This is a genomic window from Lysinibacillus sp. JNUCC-52 (assembly GCF_015999545.1).
Lineage (GTDB): Bacteria > Bacillota > Bacilli > Bacillales_A > Planococcaceae > Lysinibacillus.
Genome location: NZ_CP065546.1, coordinates 1,485,825 through 1,501,375, shown reverse-complemented (window position 1 = coordinate 1,501,375; position 15,551 = coordinate 1,485,825). Strand labels below are relative to the sequence as shown.

Sequence of the window (15,551 nt, the reverse complement as noted above, 5' to 3'; positions counted from 1 at the left end):
TTTTGTGTGATCAAAGGACTGCCTTTTGCAGCCAGCAGCCTAAGTATAAAGTCTTTTTCGAACTATTTGAGGATATATTTTGAAGTCCATTTTTAATGAAATGCTTGTAGAAAAACATCTTCAGACTCGCAAAGTGTACTTATTCTTTCGCTAGAATCTAAAGATTTAGAAATAAGTACTTCTGCAGCTGTATTTGTCATTACCTATAGTAGCCTCTTGGAAAAAATATTATAGAAAGTAAGACTATTGACGTAATGAATAGTACTAATTTTTTCTTCAATACATTACCCACCTTATAAAAAATAACTCTTATTTATTATATAGGAAAAATAATTGTTTCTCTAAATTAGTAAAATACTGGCGATATACGTAGTAAGTGGCAAGGTAGATTTGTATTAGCTCTTTACGTTTTATTTTTCAGCGGATATCTTCTTCATTAACCGCCTTAACTTATCCTCTGTTTCTGTTTCTTCTACAGGTGTATAAATACTGCACCGTAAATCCATATCTCCTTGAACTTGAAGTGAAGTTAGATTAAACAACATTTTGCCTGCTTTGGCATGTCTGAACTCGATTATCATTTCTGGCGCCTTACTCACCTGACTTTCTTGCCACAAATCTCGGAATTCTTGATGGGATTGACTCATTTCCTCAATAAATTGGTTGTACCATTCATCCCCTAAATAGTGACCATAGTAGGTACGGAAAATAGCAAGGAAACCTTTTGCGAAATGCTCCCAATTGACGGCTAACGCTTTAAATTCTTTTCTAGTGAACACTAAACGAATCAAATTTCTTTCATTATACGGCACCTGTTCAAAATCTAAAAAAACATGTGCAGCAGCAGCATTCCAACCGACAATATGACAATGGCGATCCGTAATAATGGTTGGACAATATGTTAATTCAGCTAATATTCGTTTTAAAGCAGGGCTAAGCTCTGATGATTCTTTTTTTATCGTTGTCATTTCAGATTTTACATCTAATGCAAGGTTGTATAAGTAGTCTGTTTCATCATTACTTAATTGCAAAGCAGTAGCAATACAATCAAGCACACTGGCAGATACTTTAATATCTCTTCCTTGCTCTAGCCATGTATACCAAGTGGTACTTACACCTGCTAATTGGGCAACTTCTTCTCTACGTAATCCTGGTGTCCTTCTACGCGTTCCAGCTGGCAAGCCAATAGACTCGGGCTTTATTTGGGCACGTTTCGATTTTAAAAATGACGACAACGCTTCAAGCCTATTTTTATCATTCAAATTAAAAACCCCTTCATTTCATTTTACCTAGTAGTTATTATACCAGGATAAACAGTGTCTTGTAATAGGATATAAACGATGTAAAATACAACTATCATATTGATTTGGGGGAATGAAAAATGGAGAGAGTAGTGATTACTGGAATGGGAGTAGTTTCGCCTCTAGGAAACGACGTTCAAACATTTTGGAACAATTTAATGAATGGACAATCTGGCATTTCAACGATTGATACATTTGATACTACAAACCAAAAGACAAAAATTGCGGGATTCATCAAAGACTTCAATGCAGAGGAAGCGTTAGGTAAGAAAGAAGCAAGAAGTTTAGATCGTTTTGCTCAATTTGCCTTAGTTGCGGCAGAACAGGCATGGCAAGATGCCAATTTAGACCTCAATCAAATAGATGCTGAAAGATTAGGCGTATACGTCGGCTCAGGTATTGGTGGAATTGAAACTTTCATTGAAAATATTGATGCGCTTAGACAGAAAGGACCCAGAAGAGTTAGCCCAACGTTAGTACCTGCCATGATGGCTAATGCTGCAGCAGCACAAATTAGTATTAAGTGGAAAGCAATGGGCCCATCCATGTCACCTGTTTCAGCTTGTGCTATTGGAAATACAGCTATCGGAGAAGCCTTTAGATTAATTCGTTACGGTGAAGTTGATGTTATGTTTGCAGGGGGAACAGAGGCTGCGATAACAGACTTATCGATAGCTAGCTTTGGGAATGCTACAGCGTTATCTACGAGAAATGATGAACCCGCTTTGGCTAGTCGGCCATTTGATGATAGCCGAGATGGGTTTGTTATGTCAGAAGGGGCAGGCATTTTAATTTTAGAGTCTTTATCCCATGCGTTACAACGAGGGGCAAAAATTTATGCAGAGGTCATTGGCTATGGTGCTAGTTCAGACGCACATCATATCGTCGCAACACATCCAGAAGGTAAAGGTGCCTATCACGCAATGAAGTCAGCATTAAAAAATGCCAATATATCACCTGAAGAAATTGATGTTATTAGTGCACATGCGACAAGTACAAAAGTAGGGGACATCTCTGAAACGATGGCTATTAAGCAGTTATTTGGCAAACATGCTTATCAAATCCCAATAACAGCAAATAAATCAATGCTTGGTCATATGCTGGGGGCGGCTGGTGGAGCGGAGGCAATTGCATTAGCAATGAGCTTAAAGGAAGGAATCATTCCTCCTACTATCAACTTAGAGCATCCCGATCCATTATGCGATCTGGATTATGTACCAGCTGTTGCTCGTCATGTGAATATTACTACAGGATTATCGAACTCATTTGGCTTTGGCGGTCATAACGCAGCGATCGTTTTAAAACAATATGAGTGAATGTATATAACGCATTAATAAAATTATTTTTTAAAAATGAGATAGGAATCGAATAAATCTAATAAACAAAAAGCGTTGGAGCTATATGGCCAACGCTTTTTATTGTGCAAATTTACAGGACATTCTTTCAGATTGAAAAACAAAATGTAACTTGCCCAATTCATGTTGATTTGTTACAAATAATACCTAATTTTCTAGGTCTGAACTTGTAAACGTTATCAAAGAGATTCTATTTCACACTTTGGACAAATTATAAAAATTAATATTAGTAGGCTATATGTATTGATTGCAAAGTAAATCGTATTTTTGTAGAATTACACTCACGGTTTAATTAAACTACTTAAATTAAACTATTTTGTTTAGATTATAAATTTGGAAAAAGGTTTGTAGAAGGGGAGTACTAATTTAATGAAGTTTAAAGAGTTTATGAAAACGAAGGGTGCAAAAGGCTCTATTTTTATGGGGATCTTATATGCCGTCTGTATGTTGGGTATCTTTTTACCAGGGTATACAGCAATACCGGGCAATATTGATCAATTACCGATTGCCATTATTAATGATGATAAAGGGGAATATGGCGCTCAAATAGCGGATAGTTTAACAGATCAGCTACCATTCGAGGATATTCAAACAGACATCTCAAATAAAGAAGCAATAAAAGATTTAGAAAAAAACGACTTAGCATTAGTTGTTCACATTCCAGAGACGTTTTCAGTGGATTTACAAAAAGGAGATGTATCATCAAGCATTGATTTCTCAATCAATGAAGCTAGTGCAACGGCAGTGTCATCTTCTATGCAACAAATCGTCATGCAAATTAATGCACAACTAAGCGCTCAATTTTCACAACAAACAGCTCAAGGAATTTTAATGAACTTACATGTTCCGAAAGAGCAAGCAGCTGAATTAGCGGCACAAATTGAAAATAGTTATGCAGGAAATATTGTTATAAAGAATGATGTGCCTGATGGTATGCACAACAATATGCTGCCAATGTTCTTAACAATGGCAATTTATGTTGGGGCTATGATTGGTGCGATGCAATTAGTAGGTGCATTTAAAGCGAGTCGTGGGAAAGCAACGAAAACACGTTTATTTATCTACATGCAATTCACAGCGATTATTATCGGTATGTTAGCTGGTTTAGTATCGACAGTCATGTCATTTGCCATCAATGATTTATCTGGAGTAGATTCATTCTTCCAAATTTGGGGTCAACAAATTCTAAACTATTGGGCATGCTTTAACTTCACTGCAGTTTTCGTTTTATTAATTGGTGAAGCAGGTATGATTTTAAATATTCCAATTCTATTAATCCAAACAATCGCGAATGGTGCAACAATCAATCGTGATATGATGTATTTACCGTATAAATGGATGAGTCATATTTCACCAATGTATTATTCTGTTCAAGCATACTTTAACAGTATTTTTGGTAGTGTGAGTGCGGCTCCGTTCGTTTTAGGATTAACAACAGTGGGCTTTGTAGCAATGGTCATTAATGTTCTTATTGTTTGGGTACTTCATAAACCACTACCAGTTGCAGTAGAGAAGTAGTTTGAAGAATTTATCAAAGGCTTAAAATTCTGATGAAGTAAATCGTTAGTTTTGATAAAATAGAACTAATATTTGCCTAAGGAGCTGAAACAATGGCAATTCAAATTTTCATTCTTAGCAAGCTTATGGACGGAGATAATTATCCTTATAATTTAAAAAAACAGATCTCAGAATTACAATCCCTCGATTCGATAAATGGTTTGACGGAAAGTAAGCTATATTATCATATTGAATCATTAGCGAAGCAAGGTTTAATTGAGACGAAAGAAGTTATTAAAGAAGATAATCGACCAGATAAGCATGTATTTTCCATCACGGAAAAAGGGCGCGAAGCCTTACCAAAAAAGATTTATAAATCCCTTGAAAGTGCTAATACAATAGGTGATATGGTAATCGGTTTAGCAAATATGAAATATGTTGATCGTGATAAAATCGTTCATATTTTAGAAAAAAAGTTAAACGGAATGCATTCTAAATGGGATTTGCTTTTTAAATCAGAAAGAAAACATTTGGTTAAACCAGGCGTAGAAGTACTGGCGGATTTTGTTAGTGACTATGCGAATTTTAGAATACAAGGTTCTATCCAGTATTTAGAAAGATTAATTGAGCATGTTCGAAAAGAAGAAATATAAGAAAAAGACTATTTGCAATTTATAAATAGTCTCAGGCTATAGACAAACTCGAAGATTTTGGAGTTTGTCTATAGTCCTTTTTTATTTAAAATTAATATAAGTGAAGACTACTGCCGTTGATTTCCGCTACGGGCGGTCGCTTTCCGCGGGCACTACGTCAGCCGCAACCCTCGCTAACGCGCGGAATGCCCGCGTCTTACGTTTTGTGCTGTTCTGAGCAGGAGTCGCCCGTCCTTCATTCCAATGTAATGGAATAATCATCTCGTACATAAATTCCCGTTGCTATATAATAGAATAGTTGAGTTCCAAATAACGTATTTAATTGTAAAAGCGATATCAATAATCGTAAATATATACATTAAATTAGAGAAATATATTAAAAATTATAAAATATTAAGTTTATAGTTATATATTTAAACCAGAAAAAAGATTAAAAGTTTAGTTTTACAAATAAAGTATAGGTCTTTAACAACACATCTTTTACAAATACTTTTAATATATACAAGAAATTTGTAAAATCAAATGAAATTTGTGTTTTAATAGATAGTGGAAAGTGAGTCTTTAAACTTAAGTTATAAGATGGGCAAAATACATAAATAGGAGTAATAAAAAACAATGAAATCAACACAATTAAGGCTAAAGCATTTAATAATGGGTTTAGCTATGGCAGCATTTTTCCTGACAAGTATCGGTAGCTTATGGAGTGGCTATGGCATGAATGTTGATTCGATAAAGGAAAATTCGCTTGAAACCAATCGTGTATATGCACAAAAATTGGCTACTACCGCAACTGCATACTTAGAAGAAGCCTTTCAAATTTTAGGTTATAGTGCGAGCAATATAGAATCAATAATGGATGATGAGGCTGCCTTAGATCGGGAAACGGACCGATTAAAAATGCAAAATAATATGTTTAATTCAGTTATTGTGTCCAACGTGGAAGGTTTAGTATTGTCAGTATCACCGCCTTCTGTTGATGTTAAAGGAAAGTATTTAACCTCTGAAGGTGGGAAAGAGGCATTATCTAAAAAAATACCCCTTGTATCCAAACCGTATGAAGGTATTACTGGAAGACTAATTATCTTTATTTCATATCCTATATTTTCAGCGAAAAATGAATACTTAGGAATGGTAGCTGGCACAATTTATTTGAAGGAAAAAAATGTATTTAATTTGCTGTTAGGAGAGCATTATTATCACGACGGTTCATATGTTTTTGTGGTGGATTCGGACGGACGTATTATCTACCATCAAGACCCATCTCGCGTTAATGATGTTGTAATAAAAAATAAAGCTGTACAAGAAGTAGTTTCTGGAAAAAATGGCGCGAAGCTAATTACGAATACAAAAGGGGTAGAGATGCTGGCAGGCTATAGTGCAGTGCCACTAGCAGGTTGGGGAGTCGTTTCTCAAAGACCGTTAGATGTAGCGTTAGAGCCTTCATTCGATCGTGTACAAAGTGTTGCAATTAAGGCTATCCCACTTATGCTTTTATCTATCATCATTTTACTATGGACAGCGGCGAGGATTGCTCGTCCATTGCAACAATTAGCAACATTAACAGAAGAAAGTTTAGATTCAAGAAATGTAGAAGGGTTAAAATCCGTACGCAGTTGGTACTTTGAAGCGTATTATTTAAAGAGTGCACTAATCCGTAGTTTGTCCTTTTTACAAGGGCAAGTTTCCTATTTTAAAGACCAATCAACAACAGATCCATTAACTGGTGTAACAAACCGACGAACAATGGATGCTATGTTATCTGAATGGCATAAAAAACATATGATGCATTCGATTATTTTACTTGATTTGGATCACTTCAAGAGCGTTAATGATACGTATGGTCATGCAGTAGGAGATAAAGTACTGCAATTTTTAGCAAAAAATATGAAAGCTGTTGCCCGTGAACACGATATTTGTTGTCGGTATGGTGGTGAAGAATTTATTATCTTATTGCCTAATACAACTGTTGAAGAAGCGGCTATTGTAGCAGAAAATTTAAGACAACAATTAGCAAACTCAGTTAGTCCATGTGGTCGTCCAGTCACATTATCAGCTGGGGTTGCGGAGTATCCAAAAATGGCTAGTACAACAGAAGCATTAATTGAAGCTGCAGATAGAGCACTGTATCTTGCTAAGCAAGCGGGTCGAAACCAAGTGAAGATTGCGGGAAAAGAATAGAGTAATGTATGAGAAAAGCGATGAGACAAAAAGTGTCTCATCGCACAAAAAATTAATACCCCATACCCATGCCCATATGTTTATGGTGACCCATATGGTGCTGTGGCATATGGCAGTGATTGTGTGGCATACCGCATAGTGTGTGGTTTTCACAGCATTCATTTACTACGTTTTCAGTGCATGGGAAGTAGTATTGATGATCAATGATATGTTTGTTAACTGTTGTAATATGTGCTGGCTGAACGTGTGGTACAACTGTATGGATATAATTTGTGCGAACATATTGCTCTGGTGGTAAAAATTGTGGCGGGTCAAATTGTGTTGGCATTGTTTGTGGTGAGCAGCATTGTGGTCCTCTTCCATGGTGACGCTTACGATTAAACATGTTATTACCTCCTGTTTTGATAAGTTGTGGTTCATAATTAACATATGAGATGTAAGACTAAGTGGTCTATTTGTATGCCTATTAAGGGCTAGTTAAATCTCTTAACTGCCACAAAGTAATGAAATTTCGTGCCATACAATGTTTAATTGTCATAATGAAAGGCTAAATCATTTTTTGATGCGTCCAGCCAAAAAGTGAAAAATTCTTTTTCATTGTAGATATGGAAATGCCTAGAGAAAAAGGATAGTTCTCGTCAATAGCTTGGCGAAAGAACTATCCTTTATTTTATGGTCGATACCAATTTTCATCAAAATTAAGCTGTAACGCTTTCCCAAAAGCGATTCCAAACTGAATAAAACCTCTTCCTCTTGCAGTAATAATCGGACCATCTTGGACAATTAAATCATCAGAGTAATAGGTAAGGTCAAAAACCCCTAATTGCTTCATACCTTCAAGTGATAAGCCAACCGTATAGTTTCTGTCCTTCAAGACACCAGCTTTAGCTAAAAGGTAAGGAGAGCTTGAAATACTCGCAATGATTGCCCCGTTAGCACTCATTTTTCGAATAAAATCAATTAGCTCTTGCTCATCTACTAATGTCATAATGTCCAAACAGCCAGGTAATAACAGACTATCAAACTCTTCTAATTTGACCTCGCTCAATTGTATATCCGTTAAACAAGATAAACCTGACTCTCCTTTAATACTATTATTATTTAAACCAACTGTCACAATTGGTTTATTACCTTGCATTAATATTGATAATGCTACACTTAATTCATACTCACTAAACAAGGGGTATAACAATACGGCAGTTTTTTTCACGATTATCACATCTCCAATATACTTAAGGATACAGTATCCATTTTACAATATATTGAAAATTAGTTGTATAATATAAAAAAAGAAGAAGGGAATCGATGATGAAAAAGGGTGTATTTTTAACGTTTGTTTTTATAAGTATACTTGTTTTAACTGGCTGTTCAAAAAGTAGTGCTTATCGCACAGCAGATGCCATCGAAAAAGGGGATATTACCGTTACGCCGAGTGATGTTTACAACTTGGAGCGTTTTGAGCAATTTTTGCAGAGTATATCAAAGCAGCAAGAAGATACTATTCGGGTGACATCTTATACACTCGAAGGTGATCCTATTTTTAAAGATCTACATTATGATGGAAAGAACATTCAATATGCATATGATAATACAAACGATGCTTTTGGTGGACAAGATAAAGGAATTAAAACTGAAATTTGTACAGGGATAACGAGCAAAGGTAAAGTAAATGGGGAAATAGAATACTATATTGCAGGTTGTTCAGACAATATGGACTATTCCTTATTCCAGGTAGATGATCGCTGAGAGGGGCGAAGAAATCACCATAAAAATGGGGGGAACGGCAATTATATATGAGAACAAAGGAGATAGGTTATTGAAAAACATTTTATCTTTGATGTGCCTATTACTATTTCTATTTTTTTTTTATAAAACACCAATTTTAGATACTAAAGATGCCGTTTTAAAGGCAGAAATGTATTTAAATAATCCTCCTCAACAGACATATACTGAGCAATTGAATGTGAATGTAATGGAACCGACTGCTGAACAAATAAATACTCGATTACATCATCAAACGGGCATGTTAAATCAAATGTTTAATCGTAAAGAATGGGTGATTATGTTGCAATTTGATAATAGAAATCCAACAGTCATGATAGATGCTCATAATGGCAAATTGATTTAAATAATAGGAGCTACCAATTAGTTAAAACATGTCAAGGGCTTTAAAAGCGCCTTGACATGCTTTTACTCCGTCTCGATGAATCAAGAATAGTTTAGCTAATTCAATTCATAATGTCATCTATAGTTAAAGTAGTGTATTTTAAAACATTTTTTAAATGTAACTCATTTCGAGACCACGCATCGTATTTTTCATACAATAAGCCAATTTTATGATTTGGTAACTCGGTAAGTGCGGAATACGAATAGCCATATTGCGGATAATCGACATCATACTTGTGATTCCAGTCGATTGTGTTTGTAGCTTTATCAATAAAACCTACCCATAACTGTCCATTTCTTCGGCCATTTGTGGAATTCGGCGTACTTAATATTACTGCTTCTTTGCCATTGATGAGCTGAGAATATTTAATAATTGACAGTTGTGTACCATAAGAGGTATTTTGCACGATGTCGAGATATTTCACTTCACTCCAACTATCTCCACTATCTAAACTCGTCATATAGCCAATTTTACCTGTTGTTGTTCTTAAATACGTTTGAATAACACCTGGTTGAATTTCCACCATTTGTGCTTCAGCCGTGGCATTAGTAAACGGCAGTGGAGCGGTTTTATGTGTCCAAGTTTGTCCGTTGTCGTCGCTAATAATATAGACCATTTGCTTACTTGCATATGAGGAAAAAATTATACGATTCGTGTCTGTTAAGACCAAACCTTGTCCAGGGCTTAAGTACGAAGCGTTAGAATTTACGCCAAGGAATGGCGGTAATAATACAGGTGCATTCCAAGTTTCCCCTGAATTATCACTTGTCGTATACCCAATATAATTTGTAGGTGTGATTTTCAAGATGGAATCTTTATAAAAGATATTCATTTTCACTTGATTGCCATTTTTGTACTCAATGAGATTACCATTTTCAAATTTAACAGAGTACTGCTCCACATTTAAATATTCATTGTTCTTTTTTAAATTGTAGTAATTATCCACACTATATTCAGTTGGTGTATTTGAAGTATCATTATAAATTACACCGTTTTCACGAATCGAATAATTATAGGCAGTTTCAGAGCCATACTTTAATTTTAGATAGAACTGTCCATTGATAGATTTGTAGCCTGAATCCGTTTTTAATGCATTTTGATTTCCTATTCCTGCTGGCATAAAATCAGACATTAAAATGACCTTATTATTCTGTTTATCTTGTACTAATGCGGAATCTATAAAAGAAGCACTACCACTTATCTGAATATTTTTTCCTACATCATCCCTAGGCCAATCAATTGTTTGTTCTGCATAGTCATCAAATTTTAAGGCTAGTTTAGGATTGGACCAAGTTACCCCATTATCATCACTATAAGAGGTAGCAATATTTATTTTGCTTTTAGAGTCATGTGTCCCTCCGTATCTAGCATCCACACTTGCCAGAACTCTGCCATTACTTAGCGTATATAAAGCAGGAATTCTGAAATAATTCGCTTTTGTTGCATCCCCAGCCTTGAAAATCAAATTGTCCGTAGTTGCATTGGTTGTGTCATTTAGTAGTTGGGCATCAGGTAGTGCTTCATTATAGATTTTGAGTGACTCTATTTCTCCATTAAATTTAAAGTCTAGTGCCCCTGCTCGATTAACGCCACCTAAAACAATGGAATTTGCGCCAGTAATGTTGTTAATCGCTTTAAACAATGAAACCTTACTCTCTACAACTTTTTCACCATTTGCATACAACGCGTAACTACCTTGTTGTGCGTTAGAAACAAATGCTACCGTGTTAGACACTTCTCCATTCTCGTCCTTGCCCCATAGTGATGCAGGCCTTGCAATCAAATAATTTATATTTGCATTAGCGTCTCTAACTTCAACACCCAATTCACCGTTATTTCGTAAAAAAATATCAAAATAATTATTTTTATAACCAGTATTTTTATTTGATATGCCAAACAAAGCTTGTAATGCATTTTGATTATTAGACTTAAACTTAATAATTATTGTGGAACTATCCGATGTCAGGGCTTGTTGCAGGTCATTTGTCACATCTAAACCTTGGCTATTTAACACTATATTATTTCTTTCAAAAATGGGTGTACTAACAGATTGCACTTGATTATTAATAACATTAGTTTCTGCACTTGCATAAGTTGGACTTATTTGGCTAAAGCCTAGCCCTAAAAGCAGTGTAGAGATACCGATTACTTTAAAAGGATATTTCATATTAAGCCTCCTCAAATTTTTAGATTTTCCAAGATTTACGCTATACTCCTACAGGCTAAATTTGTAAAGCGAAAGTTAGAACATTTTAGCTGTAAGTTACTAGATTTGTTTTGTGTTTTTACAGTAAAAAGACAAAAATGAATAGTACCACCTCCATATAAAATTAACGCATGAAACATATTGAGTAATAAGTATTTAAACCTACATATTGCAAAATAGGAATATATTTTTCTCAAATGAAATGCGTACACAAGTGAATTATACATATATTCCGAAAATTCTCAACATTAACATTTTTAATAAATACTTAAATAAAAGCACATAATTATTCATACTAAAAACGCTATGAAACCATACATTGCTTACAATTTTCCTTAAAAGCAATGGATGAAAAGATGCTGAATTTTGGTGGATTTTTTTTTCAAAATTTTAAAATATAAAGAAAATTATTTACAATTAAATTTTAATTTGGTATATTTCAGTTGAAAGCGGTAACAGATAAAAAATGAATATTGGGAGGGTGAAAAATGACATTAGAGAGATTAAAATGAATTTTTCCAGCTTTTTATGCTTGTTGTGACGATGGTGTATACATGTATTCTGCTGTAAGAGAACTGGGAACTATAGTTTAGTGAAGTTGGGATCTTAAATAAAAACTTACATGATTTGCATACCTAGGAACATCGTTAACAGAGGAATGTATGGCGTTGCACGCTTTTCTTTAACTGGATATTTCTGAAAGTTCAGTCTTATGGCTTACCTAATCTATCTAGTAAGAAGTTGATAGAAATTAAAACAGGTATTGGTGCATTCTATTTTCTCGTGGGAAGTGTAAGTGCTCCATTGAAGAAATTCCAGCAAGGAATTACATACTAATTGAATTGATGGAGCAATTGCTAATCGTAATACAAGCATTGTTATAAATTTGTTCTTTTCATATTTAAAAATATTTAATGGGAGGTATTTGAATGAAAAAGAAATTATTAGTGCTTTTTGCCGTATTAGCTATGATGATTATTACTGCTTGTAGCAGTGGAGAAAAAGAAGCTACAACCAGCCAAAGTTCTTCAGGGGAATTTGAAGGGGAAATTACAGTTTGGCATTCCTTTACACAAGGGCCGAGACTTGAATTTATGCAAGCAGCTGCAGATTCATTTGTGAAAGAACACCCGAAAGTAAAAATAAAAATTGAAACGTTTGCATGGCCTGAATTTTATACGAAATGGACGACAGGTTTGCAATCTGGACAAGTTCCAGATGTGAGTACAGCATTACCAAACCATGTCGTTGAATTAATCGATGTTGATGCGCTTGTACCATTGAATGATGTTATTGATAACATTGGTAGAGATCGTTTTTATGAAGCTCCATTACAAGAAGGAACAGTGGATGAAAATAATTACTCGATACCACTGTATTCTCATGCTCAAGTTATGTGGTATAGAAAAGATTTATTAGAAGCAGCAGGATTGGAAGTTCCAAAAACATGGGATGAGCTATATGAAACTGCTAAAAAGTTAAATAATGCGCCTGATGTGTATGGATTATCAGTGCCGATGGGATCGGGCGATATGATGGCAACACGATTCCTAAATTTTTATGTGCGTTCTGCTGGTGAAACGTTAATAACGAAAGATGGAAAAGCAAACTTAACGAGTAAAGCTGCAATTGATGGTATCAATTATTGGATCAATATGTATAAAACGACATCGCCTGAAGGCTCAGTCAATTACAAAGTATTAGATCAGGCTAATTTATACTATCAAGGAAAAACTGCATTTGACTTTAATAGCGGTTTCCAAATCGGCGGAGTAGAAACGAATTCTCCACAGTTGCTGGATAAAATTGATGCTGCACCTATGCCAAAAATAAATGCGAATGATCCAGAAAACGGAATTGAAACATCAAACATTCCAGTTGTAGTGTGGAAAAATAGTAAGCATCCTGAAATTGCTAAGGCATTTGTAGAAAGCTTATATGAAAAAGAAGAATACATTAAGTTTTTACATTCAGTACCAGCGGGTATGTTACCAGCTTTAAAAGACATTGCGGAGGACCCAGCATTCTTAAATAATCCGACAATCCAGAAATTTGATCATGCCGTTAAAGTAATTAGCGCAGCCGTAGATAAAGGGACTGCAATCGGTATGGAGAATGGTCCAACCTTACAATCAGGTATTATCGTGAGTCAAGGCGTTATTGAGAAAATGTTCCAAGATATTGTACTGAAAGATGTACCTGTAAACGAAGCTGCGGAAAAGGCCGAAAAGGAATTAAATGACTTATTTAAGATGTTAGGTAAATAAGCAGAGCTCGGACTACACAACTTACGACGCTCTCATAAATGATGAGAGCGTTTGTTTTTTAACTTGTTTTGCAGAAGTTCTCCACTTTTTCAATGTGTGATGTCTCGAAATAAAGTGGAAGCAATTTAGCTAAAGTGTAACTGCAGTAACAGGTCATTACATAACAGGGAAGGAGACGTGACATGGAAAAAAAGCTTAAGTCTTTTAATTGGACAGGTATGCTGTTCGTTTTACCTTCTGTACTAATCGTTATTTTACTATTAATCTATCCGATTTTTTCGAGTATCTATTTTAGTTTTACTTCGAAAAATTTAATCCGTCCATTTTATGATTTTGTATGGTTAGATAACTTCAAATTTGTTTTAACTAATCCAGATTTTTATAGGGCTTTTCTCAATTCAATCAAATGGACTGTTTTGTCGTTAGCAGGGCAATTATTTGTTGGTTTCACTGCTGCGTTAGCCTTAAATAGAATTCCAAAATTCACGGGACTTTACCGAACTTTATTGATTATTCCGTGGGCATTTCCAGCAATCGTCATTGCCTTTTCATGGAAGTATATTCTAAACGATGTATACGGTTTTATACCTAATTTACTTACGAAGCTCGGAATAACAGACGCAAATATTAACTTTCTGGCTAATCCAGATTTAGCTTTTATTGTTGTAGTATTAATCAATATTTGGTTTGGTGCACCATTGTTTATGGTAAATATTTTATCAGCCTTAAAGACAGTTCCATCAGAACAGTACGAAGCAGCCCAAATGGATGGGGCATCCTCCTTCCAAGTATTTTGGCATATTACGCTTAGACATATTCGTGTCGTTATCGGGTTACTGTTAGTTCTAAGAACGATTTGGGTCTTTAATAACTTTGATATCCTATACTTAATTACTGGTGGGGGACCTTCAGATATTACGACAACGCTACCAATCTTCGCATTTAAAGCAGGATGGGGAATGAAGCAGCTTGGTGTCGCTTCTGCTATTACTGTTATTCTATTATTGTTTTTACTTGGTATTTGTTTCTTATACTTTAAATTACTCGATAAATGGGAAAGGGAGGATCGATAATGGTAGGAAAAAGCAAACTATCTACAACATTGAATTATATTTATTTGACTTTATTAGCCATCGTGTCGGTCTTCCCGTTACTGTGGATTATTTTATCGTCAGTAAAGTCCTCAGGGGAAATGGCTAATAATCCACTTTCATTCTTACCTGAAAATATAACATTTGATTACTATTTCAGAGTATTAAATGACTTATCGTTTACTACCAATATAAAAAATAGTTTATTAGTATCATTTTCAGCGACTTTCATTACCATCGTAGTGTCCGCATTAGGGGCATACGGCATTGTCCGTTTCTTTCCAAAGGCTGGAAAGAAAATGACGAAAATTTTAATTACTACTTATATGTTCCCGCCTATTCTTTTGGCTGTTCCATATTCGATTATTATCGTATCAGTAGGTTTAGTAAATACATGGACAGGACTAGTTATCACATATCTTTCCTTTTCCATTCCTTATGCGATATGGATGCTTATTGGATTCTTTCAAACTGTGCCGTTAGAAATAGAGGAAGCGGCAAAGGTAGATGGAGCTGGAATAGTGCGCACCTTTTTGCAAGTCGTGCTGCCAATTGTAGCACCAGGTGTGGTGGCAACTGCTATTTATACTTTTATCAATACGTGGAATGAGTTTTTATTTGCCTTGCTTCTTATAAATAGTTCTGAAAAGATGCCTATATCAGTGGCATTGTATTCCTTAACAGGCTCAGAAGTTTTGGACTGGGGAGAAATGATGGCCGCATCGGTAATTGTCATTTTACCTTCTATTATATTCTTCATGATTATCCAAAATAAGATTGCAGGCGGTTTATCGGATGGAGCAGGAAAATAATAATTGTTTAAATTGAGAGGAGAT

General features: G+C 35.1%; 13 protein-coding genes. 9 read left to right on the top strand and 4 right to left on the bottom strand.

Annotated elements, in window-relative coordinates; translation table 11 throughout:
• Nucleotides 1-410 precede the first annotated feature (410 nt).
• Complete coding sequence (locus tag JNUCC52_RS07835; RefSeq protein ID WP_337981875.1) at nucleotides 411-1,262, bottom strand: helix-turn-helix transcriptional regulator; 852 nt, start codon at nucleotides 1,260-1,262, stop codon at nucleotides 411-413.
• 119 nt (nucleotides 1,263-1,381) lie between these two features.
• On the opposite strand from JNUCC52_RS07835, the gene fabF reads away from it, so the two are divergent.
• From fabF to JNUCC52_RS07815, 4 genes are all read left to right on the top strand, one after another.
• Nucleotides 1,382-2,617 (top strand): beta-ketoacyl-ACP synthase II, encoded by a 1,236-nt coding sequence (fabF, locus tag JNUCC52_RS07830; RefSeq protein WP_337981874.1) that lies wholly within the window; start codon nucleotides 1,382-1,384, stop codon nucleotides 2,615-2,617.
• Nucleotides 2,618-3,025: 408 nt separating this feature from the next.
• Nucleotides 3,026-4,174 carry a YhgE/Pip domain-containing protein gene (locus tag JNUCC52_RS07825; protein ID WP_337981873.1) on the top strand — a complete coding sequence of 383 codons (1,149 nt, stop codon included), beginning with the start codon at nucleotides 3,026-3,028 and terminating at the stop codon, nucleotides 4,172-4,174.
• Between the two features lie 92 nt (nucleotides 4,175-4,266).
• Entirely contained in the window at nucleotides 4,267-4,806 is a 540-nt protein-coding gene (locus JNUCC52_RS07820; protein ID WP_173478150.1) for a PadR family transcriptional regulator, read from the top strand.
• Between the two features lie 615 nt (nucleotides 4,807-5,421).
• Nucleotides 5,422-6,984, top strand: coding sequence for a sensor domain-containing diguanylate cyclase (locus JNUCC52_RS07815; protein WP_337981872.1), 1,563 nt, complete (start codon nucleotides 5,422-5,424; stop codon nucleotides 6,982-6,984).
• 52 nt (nucleotides 6,985-7,036) lie between these two features.
• Here the strand turns inward: JNUCC52_RS07815 and JNUCC52_RS07810 are convergent, their stop codons facing one another.
• Both JNUCC52_RS07810 and JNUCC52_RS07805 read right to left on the bottom strand, forming a co-directional pair.
• On the bottom strand, nucleotides 7,037-7,369 hold the full coding sequence (locus tag JNUCC52_RS07810) for a CotD family spore coat protein (RefSeq protein ID WP_337981871.1): 333 nt from the start codon (nucleotides 7,367-7,369) through the stop codon (nucleotides 7,037-7,039).
• Between the two features lie 285 nt (nucleotides 7,370-7,654).
• The gene (locus JNUCC52_RS07805) at nucleotides 7,655-8,194 is read right to left on the bottom strand and encodes a DJ-1/PfpI family protein (protein ID WP_337981870.1); all 540 of its coding nucleotides are present in this window, start codon (nucleotides 8,192-8,194) and stop codon (nucleotides 7,655-7,657) included.
• A gap of 95 nt (nucleotides 8,195-8,289) precedes the next feature.
• Here JNUCC52_RS07805 and JNUCC52_RS07800 point away from each other — a divergent pair, with 95 nt between their 5' ends.
• Together JNUCC52_RS07800 and JNUCC52_RS07795 are read left to right on the top strand one after the other, a co-directional pair.
• Nucleotides 8,290-8,730: a DUF4362 domain-containing protein gene (locus tag JNUCC52_RS07800; protein ID WP_337981869.1), complete on the top strand. Its 441-nt coding sequence runs from the start codon at nucleotides 8,290-8,292 to the stop codon at nucleotides 8,728-8,730.
• Nucleotides 8,731-8,800: 70 nt separating this feature from the next.
• The gene (locus JNUCC52_RS07795) at nucleotides 8,801-9,112 is read left to right on the top strand and encodes a hypothetical protein (protein WP_337981868.1); all 312 of its coding nucleotides are present in this window, start codon (nucleotides 8,801-8,803) and stop codon (nucleotides 9,110-9,112) included.
• A gap of 100 nt (nucleotides 9,113-9,212) precedes the next feature.
• Here the strand turns inward: JNUCC52_RS07795 and JNUCC52_RS07790 are convergent, their stop codons facing one another.
• Entirely contained in the window at nucleotides 9,213-11,318 is a 2,106-nt protein-coding gene (locus JNUCC52_RS07790) for a sialidase family protein (protein WP_337981867.1), read from the bottom strand.
• Nucleotides 11,319-12,286: 968 nt separating this feature from the next.
• On the opposite strand from JNUCC52_RS07790, the gene JNUCC52_RS07785 reads away from it, so the two are divergent.
• The 3 genes from JNUCC52_RS07785 to JNUCC52_RS07775 all read left to right on the top strand — a co-directional run bounded on the left by JNUCC52_RS07785 (nucleotide 12,287) and on the right by JNUCC52_RS07775 (nucleotide 15,527).
• Nucleotides 12,287-13,624 (top strand): ABC transporter substrate-binding protein, encoded by a 1,338-nt coding sequence (locus tag JNUCC52_RS07785; RefSeq protein ID WP_173478157.1) that lies wholly within the window; start codon nucleotides 12,287-12,289, stop codon nucleotides 13,622-13,624.
• 182 nt (nucleotides 13,625-13,806) lie between these two features.
• The gene (locus tag JNUCC52_RS07780; protein ID WP_173478158.1) at nucleotides 13,807-14,697 is read left to right on the top strand and encodes a carbohydrate ABC transporter permease; all 891 of its coding nucleotides are present in this window, start codon (nucleotides 13,807-13,809) and stop codon (nucleotides 14,695-14,697) included.
• Nucleotides 14,697-15,527 carry a carbohydrate ABC transporter permease gene (locus JNUCC52_RS07775; protein ID WP_337981866.1) on the top strand — a complete coding sequence of 277 codons (831 nt, stop codon included), beginning with the start codon at nucleotides 14,697-14,699 and terminating at the stop codon, nucleotides 15,525-15,527. Before JNUCC52_RS07780 ends, JNUCC52_RS07775 begins: the two co-directional genes overlap by 1 nt.
• Nucleotides 15,528-15,551: the final 24 nt, after the last annotated feature.